The sequence below is a fragment of the Streptomyces sp. DH10 genome, from assembly GCF_029813805.1.
Taxonomy (GTDB): Bacteria; Actinomycetota; Actinomycetes; order Streptomycetales; family Streptomycetaceae; genus Streptomyces; species Streptomyces coeruleofuscus.
In genome coordinates this window covers 213425-236996 of the sequence record NZ_JARVKU010000002.1, presented here as the reverse complement: position 1 = coordinate 236996, position 23572 = coordinate 213425, and the positions used below count along the sequence as shown (strand labels likewise).

Below are 23572 nucleotides of genomic sequence, written 5' to 3'. Positions count from 1 at the left end.
AGACCGTCAGTTCCGCAGCGTGCCGGACTGGAGGTTTTCCACGTACCAGGCGTAGGTCCGGGCAATGCCTTCCCGCAGGCCGACGCGAGGAGCCCAGCCGAGCCCGGTGAGACGGGACACGTCAAGGAGTTTGCGGGGAGTGCCGTCCGGCTGCTTCGAGTCCCACTCGACGCTCCCCCGATACCCTGCGATGTCCGCGACGAGCTCCGCCAGCTCCCGGATGGTCAGGTCCGTGCCGGTGCCGACGTTGACCGGACTGTCCGCGTCGTAGTGCTCGATCAGGTGCAGACACGCCCGTGCCAGATCGTCCACATGGAGGAACTCCCGACGAGGCGTGCCGCTGCCCCAGTTCACCACCCGTCGCGCACCCGACTTCTTCGCCTCGTGGAAGCGCCGGATCAGGGACGGCAGCACGTGGGAATGCTCGGGGTGGAAGTTGTCCCCCGGCCCGTACAGGTTGGTCGGCATGGCGGAGATCCAGGGCAGCCCGTACTGGCGTCGTACCGCCCGCACGTGCAGGATGCCGGCGATCTTGGCGATGGCGTAGGCGTCGTTGGTCGGCTCCAGAGGTCCCGTCAGCAGCGCTTCCTCGCGGATCGGCTGCTCGGCGAACTTCGGGTAGATGCAACTGGACCCCAGGAACAGCAGCCGCTCCACGCCGTGCTCCAAAGCCGCGTCCAGCGTGTTCACCTGGATGCGCAGGTTGTCGGAGAGGAACTCGGCGGGCCGGGTGGCGTTCGCCTTGATCCCGCCCACCCGAGCCGCGGCCAGTACCACCACGTCCGGGCGCCTGGCCGCGAACCAGTCGAACACCGCCCTCCGCTCCCTCAGGTCCAGTTCCGCCGAGCCGGGTGCGACCACATCGGTGAACCCCTCATGGCGCAGTTCCCTTCGCACCGCCGAACCGACCAGCCCGGAGCCCCCGGCCACGAACACGCGCGCCGAGCGGTCGAGGGGGCGGTGCACCCTGTCGTCCGGCACCGGGGCAGGGGCGTTCGCCCCGGAGGCGGCCGGAACCGTGGCACCGGTATCAGTACAGGCGGTCATGGGCCTCGATGCCCTCCTTCGCGGGCGGTGTGTCAGGAGCCGCCGACTCCGCGCAGCCCTGGGGACGGAACGCCTATGAGCCAAATGGAAACTGTCCACAACCCCTGAAAACACGACACAACGTGATGAGGCGGATGATAGCGCCGATTTCCGTATTCTTGCCGGTGCCGGAGTTCGGGCCGAGAGGGAGCAGCATGCTGAAGACGAAGATCGCCGACCCCACGAGGCCCGGGACCCTTGCCCACTCGGCTCGGGCCAAGCGCTGGGACGAACTGCTGCGGTGCTTTCCCGACCTGGCCGAGATGCACGTTCTGGACCTCGGCGGCACCCCGGCCGCCTGGCGTGTGGCACCCGTTCGGCCGGCCCACGTGGTGACCGTCAATCTCGACCCGCGCACGGCCCGGCATGCCGAGTCCGGAATCACGCCGGTCGTCGCGGACGCGTGCGGCCTCTCGCTGCCGGTGCACATGGTCACCCGGCGATTCGACCTGGTGTACTCGAACTCCGTCCTGGAGCACGTGGGAGGGCACCACCGGCGGAAGCAGTTCGCCGACACGGTGCACAGCCACGCGGACCACCACTGGGTCCAGACCCCCTACCGCTACTTCCCGGTCGAACCCCACTGGCTGTTCCCAGGGCTGCAATGGCTCCCGTTCCCAGCCCGCGTCGCCGTCTCCCGGCGCTGGGGGCACGGACACGTCCCCCGCGCGGGGCGTGCGCAGGCCACCCGGGACGTCCAGGAGGTCGAGCTGCTGTCCGCGGCCGAGATGCGGTCCTACTTCCCCGCTTCCACCATCTGGTTCGAACGCTTCGCCGGACTTCCCAAGTCACTGGTCGCCAGAAAGTGATCCGTGCCCGCCGCCTCCCTCCCTCGCTCAGGTGCGTTGCCCCGCCCCCACAGCCCAGCAAAGGAATCCGCGTGACGGACAAGACCGCGCTCATCACCGGCATCACCGGCCAGGACGGCTCCTACCTCGCAGAACTGCTGCTGGAGAAGGGGTACGTGGTGCACGGAATCGTCCGCCGCGCCTCGACCTTCAACACCCAGCGCATCGACCATCTCTACCGGGATCCGCACGACCCGGGGGCGCGTCTCTTCCTGCACTACGGCGACCTGACCGACGGAACCCGGATCGCGGGGCTGTTGGAGCGGCTGCGCCCCGACGAGGTCTACCATCTGGCCGCCCAGTCCCATGTGCGGGTCTCGTTCGACGAGCCCGAGTTCACCGGGGACGCCACCGGGCTGGGCACCACGCGGTTGCTGGAGGCGATCAGGACGACGGGCCTGCCCTGCCGGTTCTACCAGGCGTCCAGCTCCGAGATGTTCGGTGCATCCCCGCCGCCCCAGCACGAGGGCACCCCCTTCCACCCCCGCTCCCCGTACGGTGTCGCCAAGGTGTACGCGTACTGGGCGACGCGCAACTACCGGGAGGCGTACGGGATGTACGCGGTCAACGGCATCCTGTTCAACCACGAGTCCCCTCGCCGCGGCCCGACCTTCGTCACCCGCAAGGTGGCCACGGCCGCCGCACGCATCAAGGCCGGCCTGGAGGACGTCGTCTACCTGGGCAACCTCGACGCCCGGCGGGACTGGGGGTACGCGGCGGAATACGTCGAGGCCATGTGGCGGATGCTGCAACAGGACGAACCGGACGACTACGTGGTCGCCACCGGCGTCAGCTACAGCGTGCGCGACTTCGTCGAGCAGTGCTTCTCCCATGTCGGCCTCGACTGGCGCGACCATGTGCGGTTCGACGAGCGATACCTGCGGCCGACCGAGGTGGACGACCTTGTCGGAGACGCATCGAAGGCCGAGCGGGTGCTGGGGTGGCGCCCGACGGTGCGAGCCCCGGAACTGGCCCGCGTCATGGTCGACGCCGAGCTGAGTGCCCTTCCGCTGCCAAACGCGTCGGGCCGGAGCCATTCGTTCCGAGAGCTGGCCAAGCAGTAGGACACTCTGCGGATCACTCATCGGTCCGGTTCCAGCAGCATGCGGGGTTATGCGTTTCATTATTCCGCGCCGCACATCATTGACCTGCTCCTACCATGCGGAGGGAATTTTGGACGGCGTCGGCGGGATTTCCAAGCGTATGCTGCTGTATCTGGCAGGAATTGGACCGGCGGTAAATTCCCTCCTTGTGCGGCGTGACGCCTCACGGGACATCACCGCAGAGATGAATCCGTATATCGGATGGCGATTGACTGCGGCGCAATCGCTCACAGCAACACTCGTCGCACTTTCGATCATCACGATTCTCACATCATGGCGGAACGGTTTCCTGAATCGAAATCGCGGAGTTCTGCTGGTCGGCGGGCTTCTGTTTTTCGCAGGGCCGATCATCTCGGCAGCTCTTGATGCATTCAGCAGCTCCTGGCAAGAACTCCTGACAGCTCCCCTCGTGCTCGCGGCATTCTGCCTGGGGCGGCCGCTGCCACTAAAGCGCACAATTTCCGACGTCCGGCGAATCGCCCGAATCTACGCATGGGGAAGTCTACTGTCGATCATCGTTGCCCCCGATTGGGCTTTTGAGCAACTCACCAGCGCGGCGCACTTGGGGATCTACAGAGATTATCTGGGACTCGGCGTCGGGAGGCTTATTGGATTTACGACGCACCCGAACCTCCTGGGGCCGGTGGCTGCAATTTCCCTGGCCCTGGAGGTGCACCCCCTGTTCCGGCTGCGCGGGTGGGTTTTTCACGCACTTGCTGCTGGTGCCGTTCTTCTCCTGACCCAGTCGCGCACAGCCTGGATCTGCCTCATTGCGTTGCTGTACTTCCAGCGAGTTCATGCACGTCAACGACACGGCATTCCCAAGTTCGCGTTGTTCATGAGCTGCGTTTCCTTGCTCGCTGCGGCGCTTCTCATGGACAACAAGACGCAGATGCTCCTCGCCGGCCCGATGATTGACGGTGAGATCGGCACGCTGAACGGGCGCACGCTGGCTTGGAACTACGCCATGGCGGAGCTTCGGCAGAATCCGCTGACCGGGTACGGCCCAACTCTCTTCTCCATTGATTACCGCATGGAGGTCATGCGCGACCCGTCTCTCTTCTGGGTAGGGCAAGCGCACAATCAAGCGCTCCAGACACTGGGAGCCTATGGAATCATTGGCTTCATCGGACTCATTTCATTTCTTTCGGTCATGCTGGTGCACAGTAAGCGACTCTCCCGAGAAACTGGGGGGTTGCTGCTCGCTCTCCAGGTGATGATTCTGATCCGCTGCCTTACCGAGTCTCCGATGGAGAGATTGGGCGGCCTCTCGTGCAACTTGATGCTCCTGGCTCTCAACTGGGCCCTCCTGCTCTCGGCCCAGGAACATCGACCGCCAGGTGATGAGGCATCCTTGTCGTCCGCACCGGCCACCTCCGGGACCGACGGCTCTGCCCGGCGAATGAGCGCAGCTGCGTGTCGTGCTCCCGTCAGTCACGCGCCCGCCTGAGAGGGCCGGCCACAACGGAGTGTTCACGTTCCACCGTGCCTCCGGCTGCCATGGCGACGCGCGAGCCCGCGTTCCACGGACTTACGGAGATAAGAGCCACAATGTCGGGGTGACCCTGCTTCGACGAGCCCGTACGATTGCTCAGCACTTCGGTATCGATGTGAGTCGGTTCCCCGCGGGTTCTCTTGAGAACCGCCTTGTGCAATTGCTGTCCCACTTCGACATCGATGTGGTCATCGATGTGGGGGCCAACCGCGGACAGTACGGGGCCATGCTCCGTCGATTCGGGTACCGGGGGCGCATCGTCTCTTTCGAACCACTGAGCAGACCGCTGGAGACCCTGCACCGCCGTGCGGCCACGGATGCGCTGTGGACAGTGTTCCCCTACGCGCTGGGCCACGAGGATGCAACTGTCGTCATCAACGTGTCCGGAAATGACGCGGCGAGCAGTTCCATCCTGCCGATGCTCCCGAAACACCTCGATGCCTGTCCGGAATCTGGCTATGTGGACCGGCAGGAGATCACGCAGCGTCGTCTGGAGGCACTGTGGCCCGAGGTGACGCGCCCGGGAGACCGTGTCTTCCTCAAGCTCGATGTGCAGGGATACGAGGAGGCAGTCCTGCGCGGGGCCGGAGACCGTATCCACGATTGCGTCGGACTCCAGATGGAGGTCTCCTGTGTTCCTCTGTACGAAGGTGGCCTGCAGTTGGCCGAGGCACTTGACCTTGCCCAACGCCGATATGGCCTGACACTGATGGGTGTGGTGCCTGGCTTTGCAGATCGAAGAACAGGTCAGATGCTCCAATGCGATGTCATGCTCTTCCGCGACAGGATTCATGATTCTCTTCAGTCGGAATCAGGTCGCGCGGATGCAGCGGAGGGGTCGAATTCGGCCCACAACTCGCCAAGCAGGGGACTGGGTCACCCGATTCTTGATGTATAGAGTCGTTACCATGCCCAATGTAAGGACAGTGACACGATCCACTCTCGACCGCTTCCTCGGCGTTGCCGGGGCTCGCGTGATCACGATGGGGGAGGAAGAGGCCGGCCGAAGGCGATACGCCCGCGCGGTGCAGAGCCTGTATGACGTCTACGTCGAGCGCGTCTTTCCTGACCTGCGGGACCGGGAAGGCCGGCTCCCACTGCTCACGAAGCTTGTCGGGACGGAGATCGGTGAGGCGATGTTCCTTCTGCACTGGCTGCAGTCGGCGCGGGACAGTGGTGAAGGCGATGTCGTCGAGATGGGCGTCGCTCAGGGCGCCACCTCGGCGCTGCTGGCAAACGAAATCCTGGATGACGTGAGGCACTTGTGGCTGTATGACTCGTTTCAGGGCCTGTCGCGTCCCACCGCAGAAGACAGACTCATCGACGACATCGAAAACCGGGGATCGATGGACAGCTACGAGTCCGCGATGTCGTTCCCACAGCAGCTTGTCCGGCAGCATCTCGCCTCGGTGGGTTTCCCCACCGAGCGCACCCACATCGTCGCCGGCTTCATCACCCCAGACGTTCAAGAACTGCCGGACGTCGTGGCGTTCGGATATCTCGACTTCGACCTGTACAAGCCCATCCTGACGGGCCTGCGGCTGCTCGGGCCGAAGACGCGGCCTGGTTCCGTCCTGATGGTCGACGACTACCGATACTTCTCCTCCGGCCCGGAACAGGCCGTCCGAGACTTTCTCGCCGAGGACGATCGCTACGAATTGGTTGTCGGCCCTGAGAGCGCGGGCCACTTCTGCGCCCTGGTACGACGGTAGGCCGAACGTGGTGTCTGCCGAGGCGGTCCAGGGCGTCGATCGGCTTGTCCAGCGGTGAGGGCCGGTACCTGGCCGCGTCCATGAATCAGCGGTGCCCGCCGCCGGCCGTGGCGACACGGCGGTACCGGGCTTCGTAGGAGCGCACCAGGCTGGGCCACGCGAACCGTCGGGCACGACGCAGCGCTTGGCCGCTCAGCAGCATTCTGCGCTCGGGGTCGCGAGCCATGCGGACAATGGCGGCAGCGACCTGATGCGGTTTTCGGACGTCGACCAGATCTCCCGCGGTGCCGAAGCCGAGCAGCCACGGGACCGCGCCTGAGGTGCGGCCCGCCACGATCGGCAGCCCTCGCGCCATGGCTTCGAGGACCGCCATGCCGAATGATTCCTCCAGCGTGGGAGCCACGAAGATGTCAGCACGGTCCATGGCCCTGCGGACGTCCTCGGTCCGCAAGGGCCCAGCGAATACGGTTCCGACGGCAAGACCACGCGCGCGTGCCCAGGTCTCTGCCGGGCCGCCTGCCTGAAAATCCGGGCCCACCAGAATCAGTTCGACATCACCAAGCTGTTCGCGAACCGTCTGAAAGGATCGAAGCAAGACGCCCACGTTCTTCAGCGGAGAAAAGTATGAGTTCACCGAGAGGATTCGACGTACCGGTACGTCGCGCATCGGCGGACTGTTCGCGAAGAACGTGGCGGGAAGCCCGTTGGGCAGGAGATATGCAGAACGTCGGCCGATGCCCCGGAGCCGGTCCTGAATATAGGGCGAGACCGCGGCGAGTTCCCGTGTCTTTCCCAAGCAACGAACCTGCATCAGTAGCCTGACCAACCGATAGGGGTCGGGCTGATGACGCAGAATCGCCGGGGCCCAGTCGTGCACGCTGATGAGGCAGGGGTGCCTGCTCGCGAGCGCACCCAGTCCGAACTCGTACGTCCAGTGGGCGTGGACCACATCGGTGTCCACTGAATCCAGCAGCTCCCGCACCGTGTTCCGCTCGTGCCGGAACGCGTCCCTGGCGCGGTGCCGCGCACGATAAGGACCGACCAGAACACGCGCGGCCCCGATACGCCGCTGCACCGGGACCGTCACGTCAGGGCTGAGTGTGACGACCGTGATCTCGTGGTCGCTGCGGCACAGCTCCACAGCCAATGAAGTGGCCACCGGCGCCACCATCCCCTCGGGAACGGTGCTTTCGAGGGCTGGGTCGAGCATCCGCGACAAGTGCCGGAGGTCGATGGGTGCGGCGATCGCTACTCGCATGCGGCAGCCTTCCTGGTCCTTGTCACGAGTGATGTCGGGATCAGTGCACGCTCTCGTGCGACCCGGATACCGTCGAGACAACCGCCCCAGAGGACAACCGAGACGCCCGCGAGTCCCATCGTGGCGGCCTGGGCGATCAGCGTCACCGGCGCGGGCGCGAACTCCCCGATCGCACGGCCGACACCGGCAACGGCCAGCCCGACGGCCACCGCGACAGCGACGGACTGCGCATAGACCTTCAGTACCTGCCGCAGAGATCTCGGAATCACCCGGTCCATCCACAACAGGTACAGGGTGTGTTGGAGAAGGCGGCCCGCCAGCACGGCGGTGACCAAGCCGAGGAGTCCGCCATCGCAAACCACCACCAGACCGGCACCCAGCAACAGGGTTGCCAGATGCAGACATTCGATCAACGCCTTCATCGGTACTTTTCCGATCGCCTCCGCCATCGATGCCGGGAAATACACGACGACATGCAGCGCCGCCGCCGCCGCCAGAACGGGAACGAGCTGGGCGGCCAACTGCCAGCCTCCACCCAGCAGAACGAGCACGAAATTGCTGGCGCCGGCACCGATGGCGGCCGCCATCGGCAGAAAGAGAAGAGTGGACATCGCCATACTGTCGAGGTACGCGTTCCTGAGCCGCTCATGGTCGAGTTGCATACGGCTGTAGATCGGGAAGAGCACCTTCCCGACCGCCGTGCCGATTTGTTGCAGCGGCAGCACTGCGATCAGCATGGCCCGGTTGTACTGCCCCAGCGCCTCAATGCCCGCATACCTGCCGACAAGGAGGTTGTCGATGCCGATCGTCAGGAACTCAAGAAATCCCACGAGTGACACTTTCGCGCCGAACGATGACATCTTCCTCATCGGAACGCCGGCGACCAGCAGTCGAAGGTCGTGCCTCGCGAACGTGTAACTCCCGAGCGTCATCAGTGCGGACTGGCCGATGACCGCGTACACCAGGCTCCAGATCCCACTCCCCGTCAGCGCGGACAGGAGGCCGATACCGCAGTACCCGGCCACATAGGAGCCGAGCTCGATCAGGGCGATGGTCCGGTAGCGCATGGATCTGCGGAGGAGCCCGGTGGCGGTCGAGCCCACGGCGGAGATCACCAAGGTGAGCCCCAGTGCTCGGCACACGGATGTCAGCCCCGGGGGAGCGCCCAGGATCGCGACGGCGTACGGCGCCAGCAGCCAGAGCACCGCATAGGCGACGAGTCCGGTTGTGATACTGAGGGTGAAAGTCGCCCGGAGGTCACGTGCTTCCAGTACGGGACGCTGCACGATGGCCGAGCTCAGACCTCCCTGCGCGAAGTGGCTCACGAAGCGGAGCACGAACAGGGCGAGCGCGAGCAACCCGAAGTCTCCCGGTGTGAGCAGCCGGCTCATCACCGCGGTGTACGCCAACTGGGCTACGAACGTTGCGAACGTCCCGAAAAGCGTCCATCGCAGCCCTTTGGTCGCTCTCGATGTGGGCCTCTCGGGCGGCGCACCTCGGATCATCGCGGTACAACTGACCGGCAGGCCGGCTCGTACATCGCAATCAGTTCCGGGCGAGGTTCGTGTGCGAGGTTCACCGTCCGCTCCGGTGTGCCGGGTCGCCGTCCGACTTCACGACCACCGCGACCATCATGTTGCCGAGCCGGTTCACCGGCCGCAGCGCCTGGTAGACGGCCTTGGCCGCCGTCAGGCGCCAACGCTCCGGGAAGCGGCCGGCCACCTTGCCGACGGCGAGGTTGTGGTCCCACAGCCTGCGGAGCAGCACGACGGCCTGCGGGCAGAGCAGATAGCTTCGGGTGGCCTGGTTCAACAGCGAGCGATTCCACCGGAAGACGTAGTTGACGAATTCCCCTTGCCGCTCCCACTCGGTGCCGATGAGCCTTCCCACCAGACCGTCGTGCGGCTCGATCACGATGACGGCCTTCCGTGCCACCCGTAGCATCTCCGTGAAACCCAGGACCGGCCGCGGCAAATGGTGCAGACCGTCCTGGACCAATACCAGGTCGTAACTGGAGTCGGGAATCTCGGCCATGTTCTCCGCGTTCAGAGGCATGGTCCGGATCTTCGGATCCAGGGTGCGGCAGACTCCAAGTGCCTCTTCGGACAGATCGCTGACAGTGACGTCGGTGAAGCCGCAACGGCTGAGGAAGACGCCTTCTCCGCCCACACCGCCGCAGACGACAAGAACACTCTGCCCTGCTGGATCGAGCAGTCCCCGCACGCGCAGCATGCGCAGAGCGACCCGCAAGCGCCGATCGCGCAGGAAACGAGTCAGCGGATCGCTGGTGACATGGAAGGACCAGTCATCCCGGTTGCTGCAGATCTCCGCAGTCGCGGCGCGCTGCATATCCACTCCGCTTGTCACGGTTCCTCCTCCGCCGCGCGTGGCAGCCCACGCCGGATCAGTTTGCCAATGGAACGAACCCGTCGCACGCGCCGCAGAGCCGCATGGACATGAAGTCGGGATTTCCGGCCTTATGGCGATCGGTTTTTCCCGGGCTGTATCGGAACTACCTGCCAAGGACCCGCGCTCCACCGCGCATTCGGAGGAGAGCCGCACCGGCGAGGAGCCGCGCGTACGGTGAGAGCCAGTACAGCGGCCATACGGGGCCGGCGTGCCGCCGCGTGAACCGCAACCAGCTGCCCGGTGGAAGGCCCTTCGGGGCGCAGGCCAGACGCATCCGCTGCCGGACGGTCAGAGCGGGGTCGGTCCAGCTCCCCGCTGTGGGGTTGCGCGCACAGGTGCCCAGCGTTCCGGGGGCGACCCAGACGGCACATCCGAGGCGCCCGGCGCGCAGGCCGTAGTCGAAGTCGGCCAGCCCATGGCTGAAGCCCGCGTCGATCTGCCCGACACGTTCGGCCACGGAGCGGGGGATCAGTACCAGGTTCCCGTTCATGGTCTCAGCTCGAACCGGCCTTTCGGCCGGAGCGACCGTGGTGAAGTGCACCGGGCGCAGCCGGCTGAGCCGGTGGGCACCCGAATACGTCACCGCGCCGGTGTGCGGATCACGCAGGGCCCCCACGACGATCACGTCGCCCTTGCCCGCACCGGAAAGCGACTCGTGGGTCCGGAGCAAGCCGGACAGCGCTCCGGGGTCCAAGGTCACGTCGTCGTTGAGCCAGAGGAGGAAGTCGTAGTCGCCCGCGGCCGACGCCGCGAGTGCCATCGCCTTTGCCCAGTACAGCCTGCCGCTGCCCTGGAGCACATGGATGCCGGGCCATACCTCGCGGGCAGCGCGTGCGGTGCCGTCGGTGCTGCCGTCGTCGGTGAGCACGACACGCACCGAGACCTCGGGTCCGCCCTGCCCGATCAGCGACCGCAGGCACCGGACCGTGGTCTCGCGACGGTTGTGACAGGCGATCAGCACGACCACCCGCGTCACGGGTGCCGCCGTCCACCCCATGGCCTTCCCTCCTGGTCCACGCCTCACCGCTCGGGTACTGCGAGAGCATCGGCGCGACGCACTTCAGGGAGTTCGGACACCTGCTGCGCGACGCCCGGGGCGGCCAGCACCACACAGCCGCGCCGACGCCCGCTCTCCATGCCGGACGGGCAGTTCGGCCAGAACGTGTCGTAGGGCGCGACGGTGTCCCCGAGATACTCCATCGACAGCTGCAGGTCGCCGTAGGTGTCGAATTCGTACCCGTCGTCGTCGGGGACCTTGAAGTCGTCGATGACGATGACCGAGTCCGTCCACGTCTTGGTGATGATGTCGACTTCCTCCCGGAGGGGGAGATCCTTTTCCCAGTGGGCGTCCAGGTAGAACAGGACGCGCGACCGGGGAAACCGGGCGGAGTCACGCAGCGTGCGCAGAGCATCCCGGGAATCCTCGTTGAGCACCCGGACCTCTGGATTTCCACGGAAACGCATCGCGGCGCAGCGCGCGAATCCGCGATTCTTTTCGACGGTGAACACGGGAGCACCGGACAGGTGCCACAGGAACTGCGTCGACCCTCCGCAGTAGGTGCCGGATTCGAAGACCGCCCGGGGCTGGAGTTCGCGTACCAGGGAGCGGAACAGGTTCTGGCGGAATCGCTGCCCGTTGAGGGCGGCGGGCCATGGCCCGTAGAGCCATGGCCGCATGGTGCGGACGGGCTTGGTGATCGAGCGCCGGAGCCGAACGGGCAGGACACCGTATGCGCGCGGATTCGTCCGTCTGTCCGGCGACCTCGGAACCGTCATTTCACTGACACCCTTCATGGATTCGCTCGCCGGCCTGTGAAATTCGTCGGGTCGGCTCACACAGTTCTCCCGAGAATATGCAGCAACCCGCCACAGAAGCGCTCCGCCATGCCGTCTGCCGTGTAGTCGGCGGCGTCCTTGCGGCACGCTTCACGCAGGGATTCCAGGTGGGAACGGTCGTTCAGCACCCGCTGCACTGCCACCGCGTAGGCCTGCGGATCGTCTCGGCTGACCACGGCGTTCCGTCCGTGCTCCAGGTATTCGAACTCGGGCGCGTGCCATGGCCAGTCGGTGGTGACGATGGGTGTCCGGAGGGCAAACGAGTCCACCGCGCACAGTCCCACCCGCCCGGGCATCAGCATGACGTCCGATACCGCTCCGAGCAGTGCGACGTCCTGGCCGGCACGGTGACCCAGAGCCACCACCGGGCTGTCCGGTGCGCAGGCGACGGCTTCCACCAGGGGCCGGTCGACACCGTCTCCCGCCACCAGCAGCTTGAAGCCCGGCAGCCCGGCCGCGACCCGCCGCGCGCACTGGAGCAGGAAGGGGATTCGCTTGGGGGCGTCAAGTCCCCCTACGTACAGTGCGGTTCGTCCCGGTTCGAGACGGTGGCGCTCGCGCAGCGCGGCGACTGCGGCATGTTCGGGCGTGCCCTGGATGTCCGCCCGGTCACGCGTGACGGTCAGCTCCGTGGTGTCCACGGAGTTGCGCAGGACGGTGATCCTTTCGCGGGGAAAGCCCCGCGAGCTGACGTACGAGGCTCCCCCTTCCGTGTAGGCGAAGAACCAGGCGGCCTGCCTCGTGAGGGTGTCCTTGGCAACCTCCTGGAGCCGGCTCGTCTTCTTGGTGTAGGTGCGGCCGTGGCCCCAGAACGCGATCCTCGGAGGGTGCCCCCCGGCCCGTCGGACCATCTGGCGCAACAGCAGCGGGTAGGCCTCCAGATTCCGCAGCGCCTGCTCCAGTACCACCACATCGGCGGAAGCGGCCCGGTCCGTCACCTGACGCCAGAGAAGGGACCGTCCGCCGGGAGCGGGCAGCCGTCGCGAAGGTACCTGTACCGCGCAGGCGCAGGGAGCGGCGTCGCGCCGGGCCGCCTGCTGCGGCGGTACGAGCCCGTACAGCACTTCCAGGGCAACACCCTCGGAGTCCAGCCGTTCCTGCAGGTGATTGAAGAACGATGTCCGATAACCGGGGACGTAGGGCTGCACCACGACGACGCGCCGCCGGGTGTCTCGAGGGCTCACCGCAGTGATCGTCATGACCGCACCTCGGGAACCCTGGCGGGAGTCTTGCGGCCGCGGCGGGCGAGGCGGCCCGAATTCAGGCGATCGGGTGCCCCGATCACCGCACCGCTGTCCGCTCGCACCGGCTGTGTCGCCTGGCGCACCACCCCGTGGACGAAGCGCGCGTTGCCGAACAGGTACCGGCGCCACAGGCGGCGGGGTTCGCAGCCGAGCCGGAACAGCCATTCCAGGCCGTTGTGCCGCATCCAGTGCGGTGCCTGCGGCTTGTTGCCGGCGACGAAGTCGAAGGCCGCGCCCACGGCCACGGCCACCACGGGCAGTGCGTCGCACAGTTCGGCGGCCCAGCGGTCCTGCTTGGGCGTGCCGAGTCCGACCCAGACGATGTCGGCCGCGGCGGAGCGGATCTGCTCCACCTGCTGCCGCCGTTCGTGGACGGTCAGGGGCCGGAAGGGCGGGGAGCAGGTGCCGACGATCCGCGCCCCGGGGTAGCGCCGCCGCAGCTCCCGCTCCAGTGCGTCGAGCACCTGGGGCGTGGAGCCGAGGAGGTAGTGGTTCAGGTCCGTGTGCTCGGTCAGGGCGAAGACGTCCGTGAGGAGGTCGGGGCCGTAGACCCGTGTGCCCGGCAGGGCGGTGCTGGGATAGAGCAGCCGGTTGGCCCACACGACCGGCTGCCCGTCGGGGAGGTTGAGGGAGGCTGATCGGAGGATGCCGCGCAGTTCGGGGTCCCGGTCGGCGAGGGCGAGCGTGTAGGCGTTGGACAGGTGAACGTCACTGCCAGGCCGGCTGCCGGAGGCGCCGGGTCCGTCGGTGAGTCCCTGCCGTGCCTCGCGCATCCGGCCGGCCAGGTGCACGACATGGCGGGCCGCACTGTCGCGGGTGTGCGCGGTGATGGGCACACCGAGGCACTCGACCACGGGAGCGGTCACCGGCATCGTTCGACTGCTCGGAGGGGCGGTCATGAGGCGGCGGGGCTCGGCGTGGATCCGGCGGGCCGCGGGCCGCTCCCGGCGCACTCCCCGAGGGACAGACGTCGGCGGAAGTACGTGACGGTGTCGCCCAGGCCACGCTCCAGGGGAGTCGTGGGCTCCCAGTTCAGCAGCTCGCGGGCCAGGGTGATGTCCGGACGCCGTCGCTCGGGGTCGTCCTGAGGACGGGGGATGAGGGTGATCTCGGAGCGGGACCGGGTGAGCTTGCCGATCCACTGCGCCAGCTCCAGCATGGTGACTTCGTGGGGATTGCCCAGGTTGACCGGTCCGCCGTGGTCGCCGGCCATCATGAGCAACAGGCCTTCGACCACGTCGTCCACGTAGCACAGGGACCTGGTCTGGCTGCCGTCACCGGTGACCGTGATCGGCTCCCCGCTCAGCGCCTGGCGCATGAAGGTGGGGATCGCCCGTCCGTCGTCCGGGCGCATCCTCGGCCCGAAGGTGTTGAAGATGCGCACGATCTTGGCGTCCACGCCGTGGCTCCTGCGGTACGCCATCGTCAGTGCCTCACCGAAGCGCTTCGCCTCGTCGTACACCGAACGCGGGCCCACGGGGTTCACATGTCCCCAGTAGCTCTCCGGTTGGGGATGAACCAGGGGGTCGCCGTACGACTCGGAGGTGGAGGCCAGCAGGAAGCGGGCGCCCTTGGCCGCGGCCAGGTCCAGGGCGTGCCAGGTGCCGGCCGAGCCCACCCGGAGAGTCTCCAGGGGCAGTCTCAGGTAGTCGGCGGGCGAGGCTGGTGACGCCATGTGGAAGACGGCGTCCACCGGCCCGGGCTCGTCCACGCCCTGGGTGATGTCGCGGTGGCGGAACTGAAAGTGCCGGTCGCCCATGAGGTGTTCGATGTTCTCGGGGCTGGACGTCAGGAAGTTGTCCACGCAGACGACTTCGTGGTCCTCCTGAAGCAGCCGCTCACACAGATGGGAACCGAGGAACCCAGCCCCACCCGTCACTACTGCACGCATGCAGGTCCTCTCGGCCGCCCCGTCCAAGCAGGTGGACGAGGGCGAGCTCCGGTGTCATTGCCGAAGCTCAGATCGATGTCGTGTTTCTATTCATTAGTCAGAAATAGACCGTTTGATACGTCAGGCGAGTCGTAATGCCCCCAGCCAGGGCGCGTTTCACCCGTTCTGCCGCAGAAGACGAAGGGATGCGCGATGCCGGTATCGGCTGCGAAGACGGCTCACCACCGGCCTGTTGCGCGTGGGCGGGCGCACGGAGCAGTCCGGGCGGCCAAGCGGTTCATCGACTGCGTGGGGGCCGCCGTCCTGCTCCTGTGCGTGGCGCCGGTGCTGCTCGCCGCCGCCGTCGCGGTGAAGCTCGACAGTCCGGGCCCGCTGCTGTTCCGCCAGCGCCGCACCGGCTGGCGGGGCAAGCAGTTCGATGTCCTCAAGCTGAGGACGATGCACGTCGGTTCGGAGCGGTTGCGCGCCGCCATGGAGGGACGCAACGAGGCGGACGGGCACCTCTTCAAGATCCGTGAGGACCCGCGGGTGACCGCGGCCGGGCGCTGGTTGCGCCGTTACTCCTTGGACGAGCTGCCGCAGCTGGTCAATGTGCTGCGGGGGCAGATGTCGCTGGTGGGGCCGCGTCCGCTCCCGGTCGTGGACTCGGCGTTCACCGGGGAGGCCCGCCGCCGTCTGCTGGTCCGGCCCGGGATCACCGGACTCTGGCAGGTGAGCGGACGGTCCGACCTCTCCTGGGAGGACGCCCTGCGTCTGGATCTCGAGTACGTCGACACCTGGTCGATCAGGCTGGACCTGGCGATCCTCTGCCGGACCCTCCCCGCCGTGCTGCGCGGTGACGGCGCCTACTGAGCCGGCGCCCACGCGTCACGCGGAGGGACTCACCTCCACACCCGGCGTCCCCGCAGGACGTTGCGGGGGGCCATGGGCCCCAGCGAACGAGATCAGCCAGGGAGTGACATCAGATGTCCAAGACTCGCCGGGGTGCGTCGCGGGGACAGGAACCCCCGCTCGGTACGGAGCGGGCCCGGTGGATTCCACGCCGGTGCAAGGAGTGGACCCTGCCCGCCGTCATCGTCCGCCGACTGCGCGACCGTCGCGTCAGGATGCCGCTGTACACCGCGGCCGGACTGCTCCTGGCCGGTGCCGTCTGGATCGCGGTCACCGGAGTGCTCGCCCGCGATGAGCTGCTGGCAGCACAGCGAAGTCTGGAGACACTGCGCCGACAGCACCTCGCGCAGCCGGCAGCGGGCCCGGCCACCGCGGCCGCCCCGTCGGCGACGCTGACCGCGACAGCGCGGGACGCGGTACGCGACGCCGCCGGCCACACCGCCCGGGCGCATCGGCTCACGACCGGCCCCGCCTGGTTCCCGGCGGCCCATCTGCCCCTTCTCGGCGGCCCTGTCCGTACCGTACGCGGTATCGCGGAGGCTTCCGACCGGCTGACCCACGACGTGCTCTCTCCCCTGGCGCGCGCCGTCGCGGAGCTGGAATCCACCGGGACGGACGACGGCCGGCACCTGAACCTCTCCGCGCTGCGCCGTGTGGCTCCCCTTCTCGGACAGGCCTCGCGCAGCGCATCGGGGGTGCGCACCGAGGTCGACGCCCTCCCGCACGGCACCTGGCTGCCGGCCACCGACCGGGCGCGCACCCGACTCGCCCGACAGCTCGATCGGATCGCCCCTCTCACCCACGATGCCGCCGCGGCGGCCCGGTTGATGCCCTCGATGCTCGGAGCGGACGGACCGCGGCGGTATCTGGCGGTGTTCGAGAACACCGCCGAGGCTCGTGGCACGGGCGGGCTGCCCGGAGCCTTCGCGGTGCTCAGAGCGGACCGGGGCCGGCTCGACTTCGAGCACTTCGGGAACGACACCGAACTGAGCGAGGCGTACGCGGACGTGGACCTGGGAGCGGAGTTCCACGGGCTCTACGGCCCCAGCGCCCCGACCCGGACCTGGGTGAACTCCAACATGAGCCCGCACTTCCCGTACGCGGCGCGGATCTGGGCCGCGGCGTGGCAGCGGCACAGCGGCCAGCGTGTGGACGGCGCCTTCGGCCTGGACCCAGGTGCGGTCTCCGGGCTGCTCGCCGCCTCCGGCCCTGCCCGGATGCGCGACGGGAGCGCCATCACCGCCCACAACGTCGTGGATGTCAGCGAGCGCGCCAGCTACGCGCGCCACCCGAACTTCAGGCAGCGCAAGGCGTACTTCCTCGACGTGGCGCGTGCGGTGGCCATCCGGCTGCTCGGCGCCGCGGCCGAACCCGCACGCCGGACCGCCCTCTTCTCGGCACTGCACCGGCAGTTGGAAGAGGGACGGATCAAGGTGTGGAGTGGGCACTCGGCGGAGCAGCGCGAGCTCCTGGCGCGGTCGTTCGGCGGAGCACTGCCCGGAAGATCCGCTCCACTGGCCGGACTCGTCGTCAACAACGCGGCGGGTACGAAGCTCGACTACTACCTCGACCGCCGACTCGTGTGGGCACCGGGCCGGTGCGTCGATGGCCGGCGCGAGGTCACCGTGACCGTGCGCCTGACCAACCGGGCCCCTGTGTCGGGACTCCCGCCGTACGTCGTCCAGCGGGTGGACGACCCGCCCTACGACACCCGGCCTGGTGACAACCGCCTGCTGGTGTCCTACTACGCCAGTGCGGAGGCCACCCTGTCCGGTGCCACCCTGGACGGCCGCCCCGCTCAGCTGAGTCACGGCGCCGAGCGGGGCCACCCGGTCTTCACCCTCGGCGTCGAGCTGCCCGCTGGCGCCACACGCACCCTCGTACTCCACTTGCTGGAGCCCCCGAAGGACCGTTCTCCCTTCGTGCTGCGTCAGCCGCTGGTGCATCCCCTGCACGCCAGGGTGCTCCCGAACGGTCCGTGCGGGGGCTGATCCGGTCCGGCCGACTCGGCGGAAGACGGTCACTCATGCAGGTTTTCACCGCATATCACGGATACGATCACTCAGCTAACGAATGTCGTTATTGTCGCTCCCTGCACACTTTGGGATGGGTACCTTGGATCTGTCCGACTACCTTCGATTCCTGGTCAGGCGCTGGCGCGCCATCGTGGCACTGGGCCTGCTGGGAACAGCGGTCGGCGCGTTCGTCACCCACACCACCACACCGCAGTACCAGGCCACCTCGACGCTCTTCGTGTCTCTTCAGGACTGGGACGACACGGTCAAGCTCAATCAGGGCAACACCTTCGCCCAGGCTCGCGTCCGCTCCTACGCGGAAGTGGTCACCAGCCCCCGCGTGACCGAACCGGTCATCGAGTTTCTGCGCCTGGACATGACGCCCTCCCAACTGGCCCGAAAGATCACCACGGAGGTACCGCTGGAAACGGTCCTCCTCAAGATCACCGTCACGGACACCCGGCCGTCCCGGGCGGCCCGGATCAGCGACGCGGTCGCCCACCGCTTCGCCGAGGTCATCGCCAAGATCGAGCAACCGGAGGGCGCCCGGCACTCGCCCGTCCGGCTGAGCATCACCGAGCACGCCAGCAAGCCCAAGGAGCCGGCTTCCCCGAATCTGGTGCTCAACCTGGCACTCGGGCTCCTGGCCGGTCTGGGCCTCGGCACCGGCCTGGCGGTCGCGCGGGAGTCGCTGGACACCTCGGTACGCAGCCGCGGCGACCTCGCCCGGTGTCTCGCCGACACCGGCGGACCGGCCGTACTCGGCAGCGTCGTCCTCGACCAGAGCGCCTCCCGGCACGCGGTGGCGACCGACGACGACGCGTTCGGCCGGCGGGCGGAGGACTTCAGACGGCTGCGCACCAACCTCCGGTTCGTGGACATCGACGCCCCGCCCAAGGTCATCGCGGTGACCAGCGCAGTGCCCGCCGAGGGGAAGACGAGCATCTCGATCAACCTGGCGTCCTCCCTGGCCGAGTTCGGCTCCTCGGTCTGCCTGGTCGACGCGGACCTGCGGCGCCCCAGCGTGGCCCGTGCGCTCGGCCTGGTGCAGGACGCGGGCCTGACCACCGTGATGATCGGCCAGGCGAACGCCGAGGACGTGATGCAGTCGGCGGGCTCCTTCTCGGTGCTGGCCAGCGGGGTGCTGCCGCCGAACCCGGCGGAGATGCTGGGCTCGGCGCAGTTCCGCGCCGTGGTGCGCTCGCTCGCCGACAGGTTCGACCATGTGGTGATCGACACAGCGCCGGTGCTCCCGGTGGCGGACACACCGGCGATGGCCTCGGCGGTCGACGGCTACCTGCTGGCCGCCCGGTACGGGAAGAGCTCCCGGGGCCAAGTCACCGACGCCGTGCGCGCCCTGCAGGACGTCAGCGCCACCGTGCTCGGCAGCGTCCTCAACATGGTTCCCACAAAGCGCGACAGCGAGCAGTACGGCTACGGGTACGAGTACCGGCCCAAGACCTCCGGACGCCGGAACCGGCTCCGAATCCTGGCCCGGCCACGGCTCCGGCTCCGGCTTCGCCGCGGCGGGCCGGCGACGATCAACACCTTCCCCGCGCCGGCCGTGCCGACGGGGAAGGACACCACGCCGGCCGTGCCGACGGGAAAGGACACCACCCCGGCCGTGCCGACGGGAAAGGACACCACCCCGACGGCTGCCAATGAAGGGGCAGACCATCACTGAGCGAGGAGGGGACGCCGCGGGCGGCCCGGACCGTATGACCGGCCCGGGCCTCGCCCGGCGGGCGCGGCGCCGCCGGCCCGGCGGGCGTGGGCGCCGGGGGCCCGGCGTGGCGGTTCCCGTGTCCGGGCCGATGGCCCGGTTCGCGCGGATGCGTGCGCTCCTGGCGCTCCCGGCCATCGCGGCCGCGGCCCTGGGAGGCTCGGCACTGCTTGCCTCCTGTGCTGCTGACGACCGCTCACCGGTGCGTACCCAGGCCGCGGCCGGGTCCGCCGCGGGGCCGGTCGAGCAACTCGGGGTCAGGGTCCTCGACGTCCTGCCCCACGACCCGAAGGCCTACACGCAGGGCCTCGAGATGGCCGGGCGAACCCTCTACGAGGGGACGGGCCTGGCCGGCGAGTCGTCGATCCGCCGGGGCCTGCCCGGCCGGCGTCCCACCGTCCGTGTCGACCTGCCGGCACCACTGTTCGGGGAGGGGGTCACCGTCCTCGGACGAACGCTGTGGCAGTTGACCTTCCGGGACCACATCGCAATCGAACGGGACGCCGCAACCCTGGCCGAGCTGCGCCGTCTCCCCTACCCGGCGGAGGGCTGGGGGGTATGCCACCAGCCGGGGCGCGGGCGGCTGGTCACCAGTGACGGTTCCGCTCGGCTGACCTTCCGGGACCCGCGCACGCTGGCCGCGACCGGTGAACTCCTCGTCACTCTCCGAGGCCGTCCGGTGCCGCGGCTCAACGAGCTGGAATGCGTGGGCGACCGTGTGTACGCCAATGTCTGGCCCTCCGACCGGATCGTGCGCATCGACACGGGCACCGGCGCGGTCACCGCTCAGATCGATGCCTCGGGGCTGCTGTCCCCGGAGGAGCAGCAGCCCGCCGAGGTGCTGAACGGCATCGCCGCCATCCCGGGCACCGATGAGTTCCTGCTCACCGGCAAGTGGTGGCCGAAGATGTTCCGGGTGGCTTTCGTCGCCAGGTGATCCGGTTCCCGTCCGGTCGCCAGGGCCGCGCGACGGGGGCCGGGGGACGTCTCAGAGGGTGCTCTGCTGATTGCTGATCGGCCTGTCCGTCACGGCCGGTTCGGTCCGAAGCAATCTCACGGGGGCCGCCTCGGCCAAGTGAGGGGCGGCTTCCCGCTGCCGACCAAGGAGACGTCCCGCTCGCCAGGTCCGCGTCCGCGGACGGTGAGCGGGATGGGCCTCGCTGACCGGCGGCACGAGTCGTCCACGGGCGGGGAACGTTCACCTGACGGCGGGAGCGGCGCTCACCACACCGCACCGCCCCCGGCACTCACCGGCTCAGCCTCCGGAAACGCCGGACCGCGAGCGGCAGGAAGATCGCCGTCAGGATCACCGGCCACACCCCCGCCATCAGCAGCGCGTGCTGCTCGATCCAGGTGTCACCGCCGACCGGCTCGCCGAACAGCTCGCGGGTCGCCGCCGCCGTGGAGGAGATCGGGTTCCACATGGCCACCCAGCCCAGCCAGTCGGGCATGAGCTGCGGGGCGACGAAGATGCTGGAGATCATGGTCAGCGGGAAGGCGACCGCGAACAGGCCGCCCGCGGCCTCCGGGTTGGGCACGAGCAGTCCGAGCCACACACCGATCCAGATCAGCGCGAACCGCAGCCACAGCAGCAGCCCGAACGCGCCGAGGAAGCCGAGGCCCCCGTCCGGCCGCCAGCCCATGGCGAACGCGGTGAGCATCATGATCGCCAACTCGGCGCAGGCGATGATCAGATCGGTGACCCCGCGCCCGGCCACCACCGCGGAGGAGGCCATCGGCATGGAGCGGAAGCGGTCGATGACGCCCTTGGTGGAGTCGTAGACCACGACCGTGGCGGTGTTGATGAAGCCGAACGCCATGGTCATCACGAACATGCCCGGCATCAGGAAGTCCTTGTAGTCCCCGCCGCCCGGCACCTTCATCGCGCTGCCGAAGACATAGCCGTAGAGCAGCACGGAGAGGATCGGGAAGCCCAGCTGCCAGGCGATGTTGACGGGCTGGCGCTGGTAGTGGGTCAGGCCGCGGCGGACGAGGTTCCAGCAGTCGGCGAGCAGCCAGTACACGCGGCCGCGGTCGCTCCGCGCGGTCAGGTCGAGGGTGGTCACGCCGCCGCCTCCTTGGCTTCCGTGCGGTGTCCGGTCAGACGCAGGAACACGTCGTCGAGGCTGGGCCTGCGCAGCCCGATGTCCTCGACGCGGACTCCCTCGTCCTGGAGGGTCCGCGCCACCTCGGTGAGCGCCGTGACCCGGTCGGCGACCGGGGCGTGCACCCGCAACTCGCTCTCGTCCGCCTCGGGTTCGCCGTCCGTGACCCGGGCGACCACCTTCACCACCCGCGGGATCTCGGCCCGCTCGGCGACCACGACCTCGATACGGTCACCGCCGACCAGGTTCTTCAGCCCGTCCGGGGTGTCGTCGGCGATGGCCCGCCCCTGGTCGATGACGGTGATGCGGGAGGCGAGCTTGTCGGCCTCCTCCAGGTACTGCGTGGTCAGCAGCACGGTCGTGCCGCCCGCCACCAACGCCCGTACGGATTCCCAGACTTCCCCGCGGCTACGGGGGTCGAGGCCTGTCGTCGGCTCGTCGAGGAAGAGGACGGCCGGGGCGAGGATCATCGACGCGGCGAGGTCGAGGCGGCGCCGCATGCCGCCGCTGTACTTGCCGACGCCCCGGTCGCCGGCGTCGGTCAGGTCGAACTGCTCCAGCAGTTCGGTCGCCCTGAGCTTCGCCCGCCTGCCGCCCAGGTGGAACAGCCGGCCGAACATCTCCAGGTTCTGCCGGCCGGTGAGCACCTCGTCCACCGCCGCGTACTGCCCCGTGAGTCCGATCCGGGCCCGCACCTCGCGCGGCTGCCGGGCCACGTCAAGACCGGCGACCGTCGCCCTGCCCCCGTCCAGCCGGACCAGCGTGGACAGGATGCGGACGGCGGTGGTCTTGCCCGCCCCGTTCGGCCCGAGCAGGCCGTGCACCGTGCCCTCGCGTACCGCCAGGTCGAAGCCGTCGAGGGCGCGTTTCTCGCCGTACCGCTTCTCCAGCGCCTCGGCCCGCACCGCGTATCCGTCCATGCCGCCCCTCCCGTGTGCTCGTGCCCCGCGTCCGGCACCAAACTGAGTACAGCGTACCCGATTGCGCGTACGACGTACCCAGTTTTTTACGGGGGACCTAAGCTGGGCTCCATGGAAAGCGGCACGAGCGGTACAGGCAGGACGGGCGGTACTGGCAGTACGGCCGGTACGGAGACCAGCGGCAGCGGCGATATCGCCCGCACCCTCGAACTGTTGTGGGACACCGGCCGGCGTCCCAGCCGCGGCCCCAAGCCGACCCTGACCCTGGACCGGATCGTGGAAGCGGCCGTCCAGGTCGCGGACACGGAAGGTCTGGAGGGGCTCTCCATGCGCCGGGTCGCCGCCGAACTCGGCACCGGCACCATGTCGCTCTACCGGTACGTCCCCGGCAAGGGCGAGCTGCTCGACCTGATGCTGGACCGGGTCCAGCGCCCCTCGGAGAACCCGGCCGACCTGGGCGACGGCGGCTGGCGCGCCGCCCTGGAGGCCATGGCCCGCGAGACCCTCGCCCTCTACCGCCGCCATCCCTGGCTGCTCCAGGTCAACCAGTCCCGCCCGATCCTCGGCCCGAGCGCCCTGGACGGCATGGAAAAGGTCCTCGCCCTGATCCGCCCGATGGGCCTGACCGACCCCGAACTCGTCTCCGCGATCATCATGATCGACGGCTACGTCGTCGGGGCCGCGCGCTCGCAGCTCTACCAGCAGGAGGCGGAGCGCCGGACGGGCCTGACGGACGCGGAGTTCTGGCAGGCGCAGGTGCCGACGCTGGAGAAGGTCCTGGCGTCGGGCCGCTACCCGGTGATGGCATCGCTCTCCGAGGACACGTTCGGGCCCGACTTCGACCACTTCGGGTTCGGACTCCAGCGGATCCTGGACGGGTTGGAGGTACTCGTGGCGCAACGCCGGGGCGAGCCGTCCTCCTAGGGCGTGTCCGCAAGTCCCGCCTGCCCCGCGACGCCCGGCACGCCCTCTCACCGCTCCGGCCGAACACCCACGTACAACCAGTACGCGGGCGTCCGCCCGGCACTCCCCCAGC

21 protein-coding genes are annotated in these 23572 nt (G+C 68.4%); 10 read left to right on the top strand and 11 right to left on the bottom strand.

Going from position 1 to position 23572, the window contains the following annotated elements:
• Positions 1 to 6: 6 nt before the first annotated feature.
• On the bottom strand, positions 7 to 1047 hold the full coding sequence (locus tag QC385_RS04715; protein WP_279539984.1) for a GDP-L-fucose synthase family protein: 1041 nt from the start codon (positions 1045 to 1047) through the stop codon (positions 7 to 9).
• Positions 1048 to 1241: 194 nt separating this feature from the next.
• On the opposite strand from QC385_RS04715, the gene QC385_RS04710 reads away from it, so the two are divergent.
• The 5 genes from QC385_RS04710 (at position 1242) to QC385_RS04690 (ending at position 6244) form a co-directional block, all read left to right on the top strand.
• Positions 1242 to 1895 (top strand): SAM-dependent methyltransferase, encoded by a 654-nt coding sequence (locus QC385_RS04710; protein WP_279539983.1) that lies wholly within the window; start codon positions 1242 to 1244, stop codon positions 1893 to 1895.
• A gap of 71 nt (positions 1896 to 1966) precedes the next feature.
• Positions 1967 to 2998 (top strand): GDP-mannose 4,6-dehydratase, encoded by a 1032-nt coding sequence (gene gmd / locus QC385_RS04705; RefSeq protein WP_279539982.1) that lies wholly within the window; start codon positions 1967 to 1969, stop codon positions 2996 to 2998.
• Positions 2999 to 3047: 49 nt separating this feature from the next.
• Complete coding sequence (locus QC385_RS04700; protein ID WP_279539981.1) at positions 3048 to 4487, top strand: O-antigen ligase family protein; 1440 nt, start codon at positions 3048 to 3050, stop codon at positions 4485 to 4487.
• 109 nt (positions 4488 to 4596) lie between these two features.
• A complete protein-coding gene (locus tag QC385_RS04695) occupies positions 4597 to 5430 on the top strand; it encodes an FkbM family methyltransferase (protein WP_279539980.1) in 834 nt (277 codons plus the stop codon).
• Between the two features lie 28 nt (positions 5431 to 5458).
• Positions 5459 to 6244, top strand: coding sequence for a TylF/MycF/NovP-related O-methyltransferase (locus QC385_RS04690; protein WP_279539979.1), 786 nt, complete (start codon positions 5459 to 5461; stop codon positions 6242 to 6244).
• 85 nt (positions 6245 to 6329) lie between these two features.
• Here the strand turns inward: QC385_RS04690 and QC385_RS04685 are convergent, their stop codons facing one another.
• The 8 genes from QC385_RS04685 to QC385_RS04650 all read right to left on the bottom strand — a co-directional run bounded on the left by QC385_RS04685 (position 6330) and on the right by QC385_RS04650 (position 14882).
• Entirely contained in the window at positions 6330 to 7502 is a 1173-nt protein-coding gene (locus QC385_RS04685; protein WP_279539978.1) for a glycosyltransferase family 4 protein, read from the bottom strand.
• A complete protein-coding gene (locus tag QC385_RS04680) occupies positions 7493 to 9007 on the bottom strand; it encodes a lipopolysaccharide biosynthesis protein (protein WP_279539977.1) in 1515 nt (504 codons plus the stop codon). The genes QC385_RS04685 and QC385_RS04680 overlap by 10 nt, the downstream gene beginning before the upstream one ends.
• Before the next feature lie 70 nt (positions 9008 to 9077).
• The gene (locus QC385_RS04675) at positions 9078 to 9869 is read right to left on the bottom strand and encodes a class I SAM-dependent methyltransferase (protein WP_279539976.1); all 792 of its coding nucleotides are present in this window, start codon (positions 9867 to 9869) and stop codon (positions 9078 to 9080) included.
• Positions 9870 to 10014: 145 nt separating this feature from the next.
• A complete protein-coding gene (locus tag QC385_RS04670) occupies positions 10015 to 10908 on the bottom strand; it encodes a glycosyltransferase family 2 protein (RefSeq protein ID WP_279539975.1) in 894 nt (297 codons plus the stop codon).
• 23 nt (positions 10909 to 10931) lie between these two features.
• Positions 10932 to 11747 carry a hypothetical protein gene (locus tag QC385_RS04665; protein WP_279539974.1) on the bottom strand — a complete coding sequence of 272 codons (816 nt, stop codon included), beginning with the start codon at positions 11745 to 11747 and terminating at the stop codon, positions 10932 to 10934.
• Positions 11744 to 12898, bottom strand: a complete 1155-nt coding sequence (locus QC385_RS04660) for a glycosyltransferase family 4 protein (RefSeq protein WP_279539973.1) — start codon at positions 12896 to 12898, stop codon at positions 11744 to 11746. The genes QC385_RS04665 and QC385_RS04660 overlap by 4 nt, the downstream gene beginning before the upstream one ends.
• Before the next feature lie 44 nt (positions 12899 to 12942).
• Positions 12943 to 13857, bottom strand: coding sequence for a WecB/TagA/CpsF family glycosyltransferase (locus QC385_RS04655; RefSeq protein ID WP_279539972.1), 915 nt, complete (start codon positions 13855 to 13857; stop codon positions 12943 to 12945).
• Positions 13858 to 13886: 29 nt separating this feature from the next.
• Positions 13887 to 14882, bottom strand: coding sequence for a UDP-glucuronic acid decarboxylase family protein (locus tag QC385_RS04650; protein ID WP_279539971.1), 996 nt, complete (start codon positions 14880 to 14882; stop codon positions 13887 to 13889).
• A 192-nt stretch (positions 14883 to 15074) separates the two neighbouring features.
• Between QC385_RS04650 and QC385_RS04645 the strand changes: the two genes are divergently transcribed.
• The 4 genes from QC385_RS04645 (at position 15075) to QC385_RS04630 (ending at position 20448) form a co-directional block, all read left to right on the top strand.
• Positions 15075 to 15734 (top strand): sugar transferase, encoded by a 660-nt coding sequence (locus tag QC385_RS04645; RefSeq protein WP_279539970.1) that lies wholly within the window; start codon positions 15075 to 15077, stop codon positions 15732 to 15734.
• 113 nt (positions 15735 to 15847) lie between these two features.
• Positions 15848 to 17764 (top strand): DUF4012 domain-containing protein, encoded by a 1917-nt coding sequence (locus tag QC385_RS04640; RefSeq protein WP_279539969.1) that lies wholly within the window; start codon positions 15848 to 15850, stop codon positions 17762 to 17764.
• Between the two features lie 115 nt (positions 17765 to 17879).
• On the top strand, positions 17880 to 19472 hold the full coding sequence (locus tag QC385_RS04635) for a polysaccharide biosynthesis tyrosine autokinase (protein ID WP_279539968.1): 1593 nt from the start codon (positions 17880 to 17882) through the stop codon (positions 19470 to 19472).
• Positions 19473 to 19578: 106 nt separating this feature from the next.
• Positions 19579 to 20448: a glutaminyl-peptide cyclotransferase gene (locus QC385_RS04630; protein WP_279539967.1), complete on the top strand. Its 870-nt coding sequence runs from the start codon at positions 19579 to 19581 to the stop codon at positions 20446 to 20448.
• A gap of 310 nt (positions 20449 to 20758) precedes the next feature.
• Here the strand turns inward: QC385_RS04630 and QC385_RS04625 are convergent, their stop codons facing one another.
• Positions 20759 to 21577 carry an ABC transporter permease gene (locus QC385_RS04625; RefSeq protein ID WP_279539966.1) on the bottom strand — a complete coding sequence of 273 codons (819 nt, stop codon included), beginning with the start codon at positions 21575 to 21577 and terminating at the stop codon, positions 20759 to 20761.
• The gene (locus QC385_RS04620; RefSeq protein ID WP_279539965.1) at positions 21574 to 22536 is read right to left on the bottom strand and encodes an ATP-binding cassette domain-containing protein; all 963 of its coding nucleotides are present in this window, start codon (positions 22534 to 22536) and stop codon (positions 21574 to 21576) included. Before QC385_RS04620 ends, QC385_RS04625 begins: the two co-directional genes overlap by 4 nt.
• Before the next feature lie 111 nt (positions 22537 to 22647).
• On the opposite strand from QC385_RS04620, the gene QC385_RS04615 reads away from it, so the two are divergent.
• Positions 22648 to 23460 carry a TetR/AcrR family transcriptional regulator gene (locus QC385_RS04615; protein WP_279539964.1) on the top strand — a complete coding sequence of 271 codons (813 nt, stop codon included), beginning with the start codon at positions 22648 to 22650 and terminating at the stop codon, positions 23458 to 23460.
• Positions 23461 to 23572 lie beyond the last annotated feature (112 nt).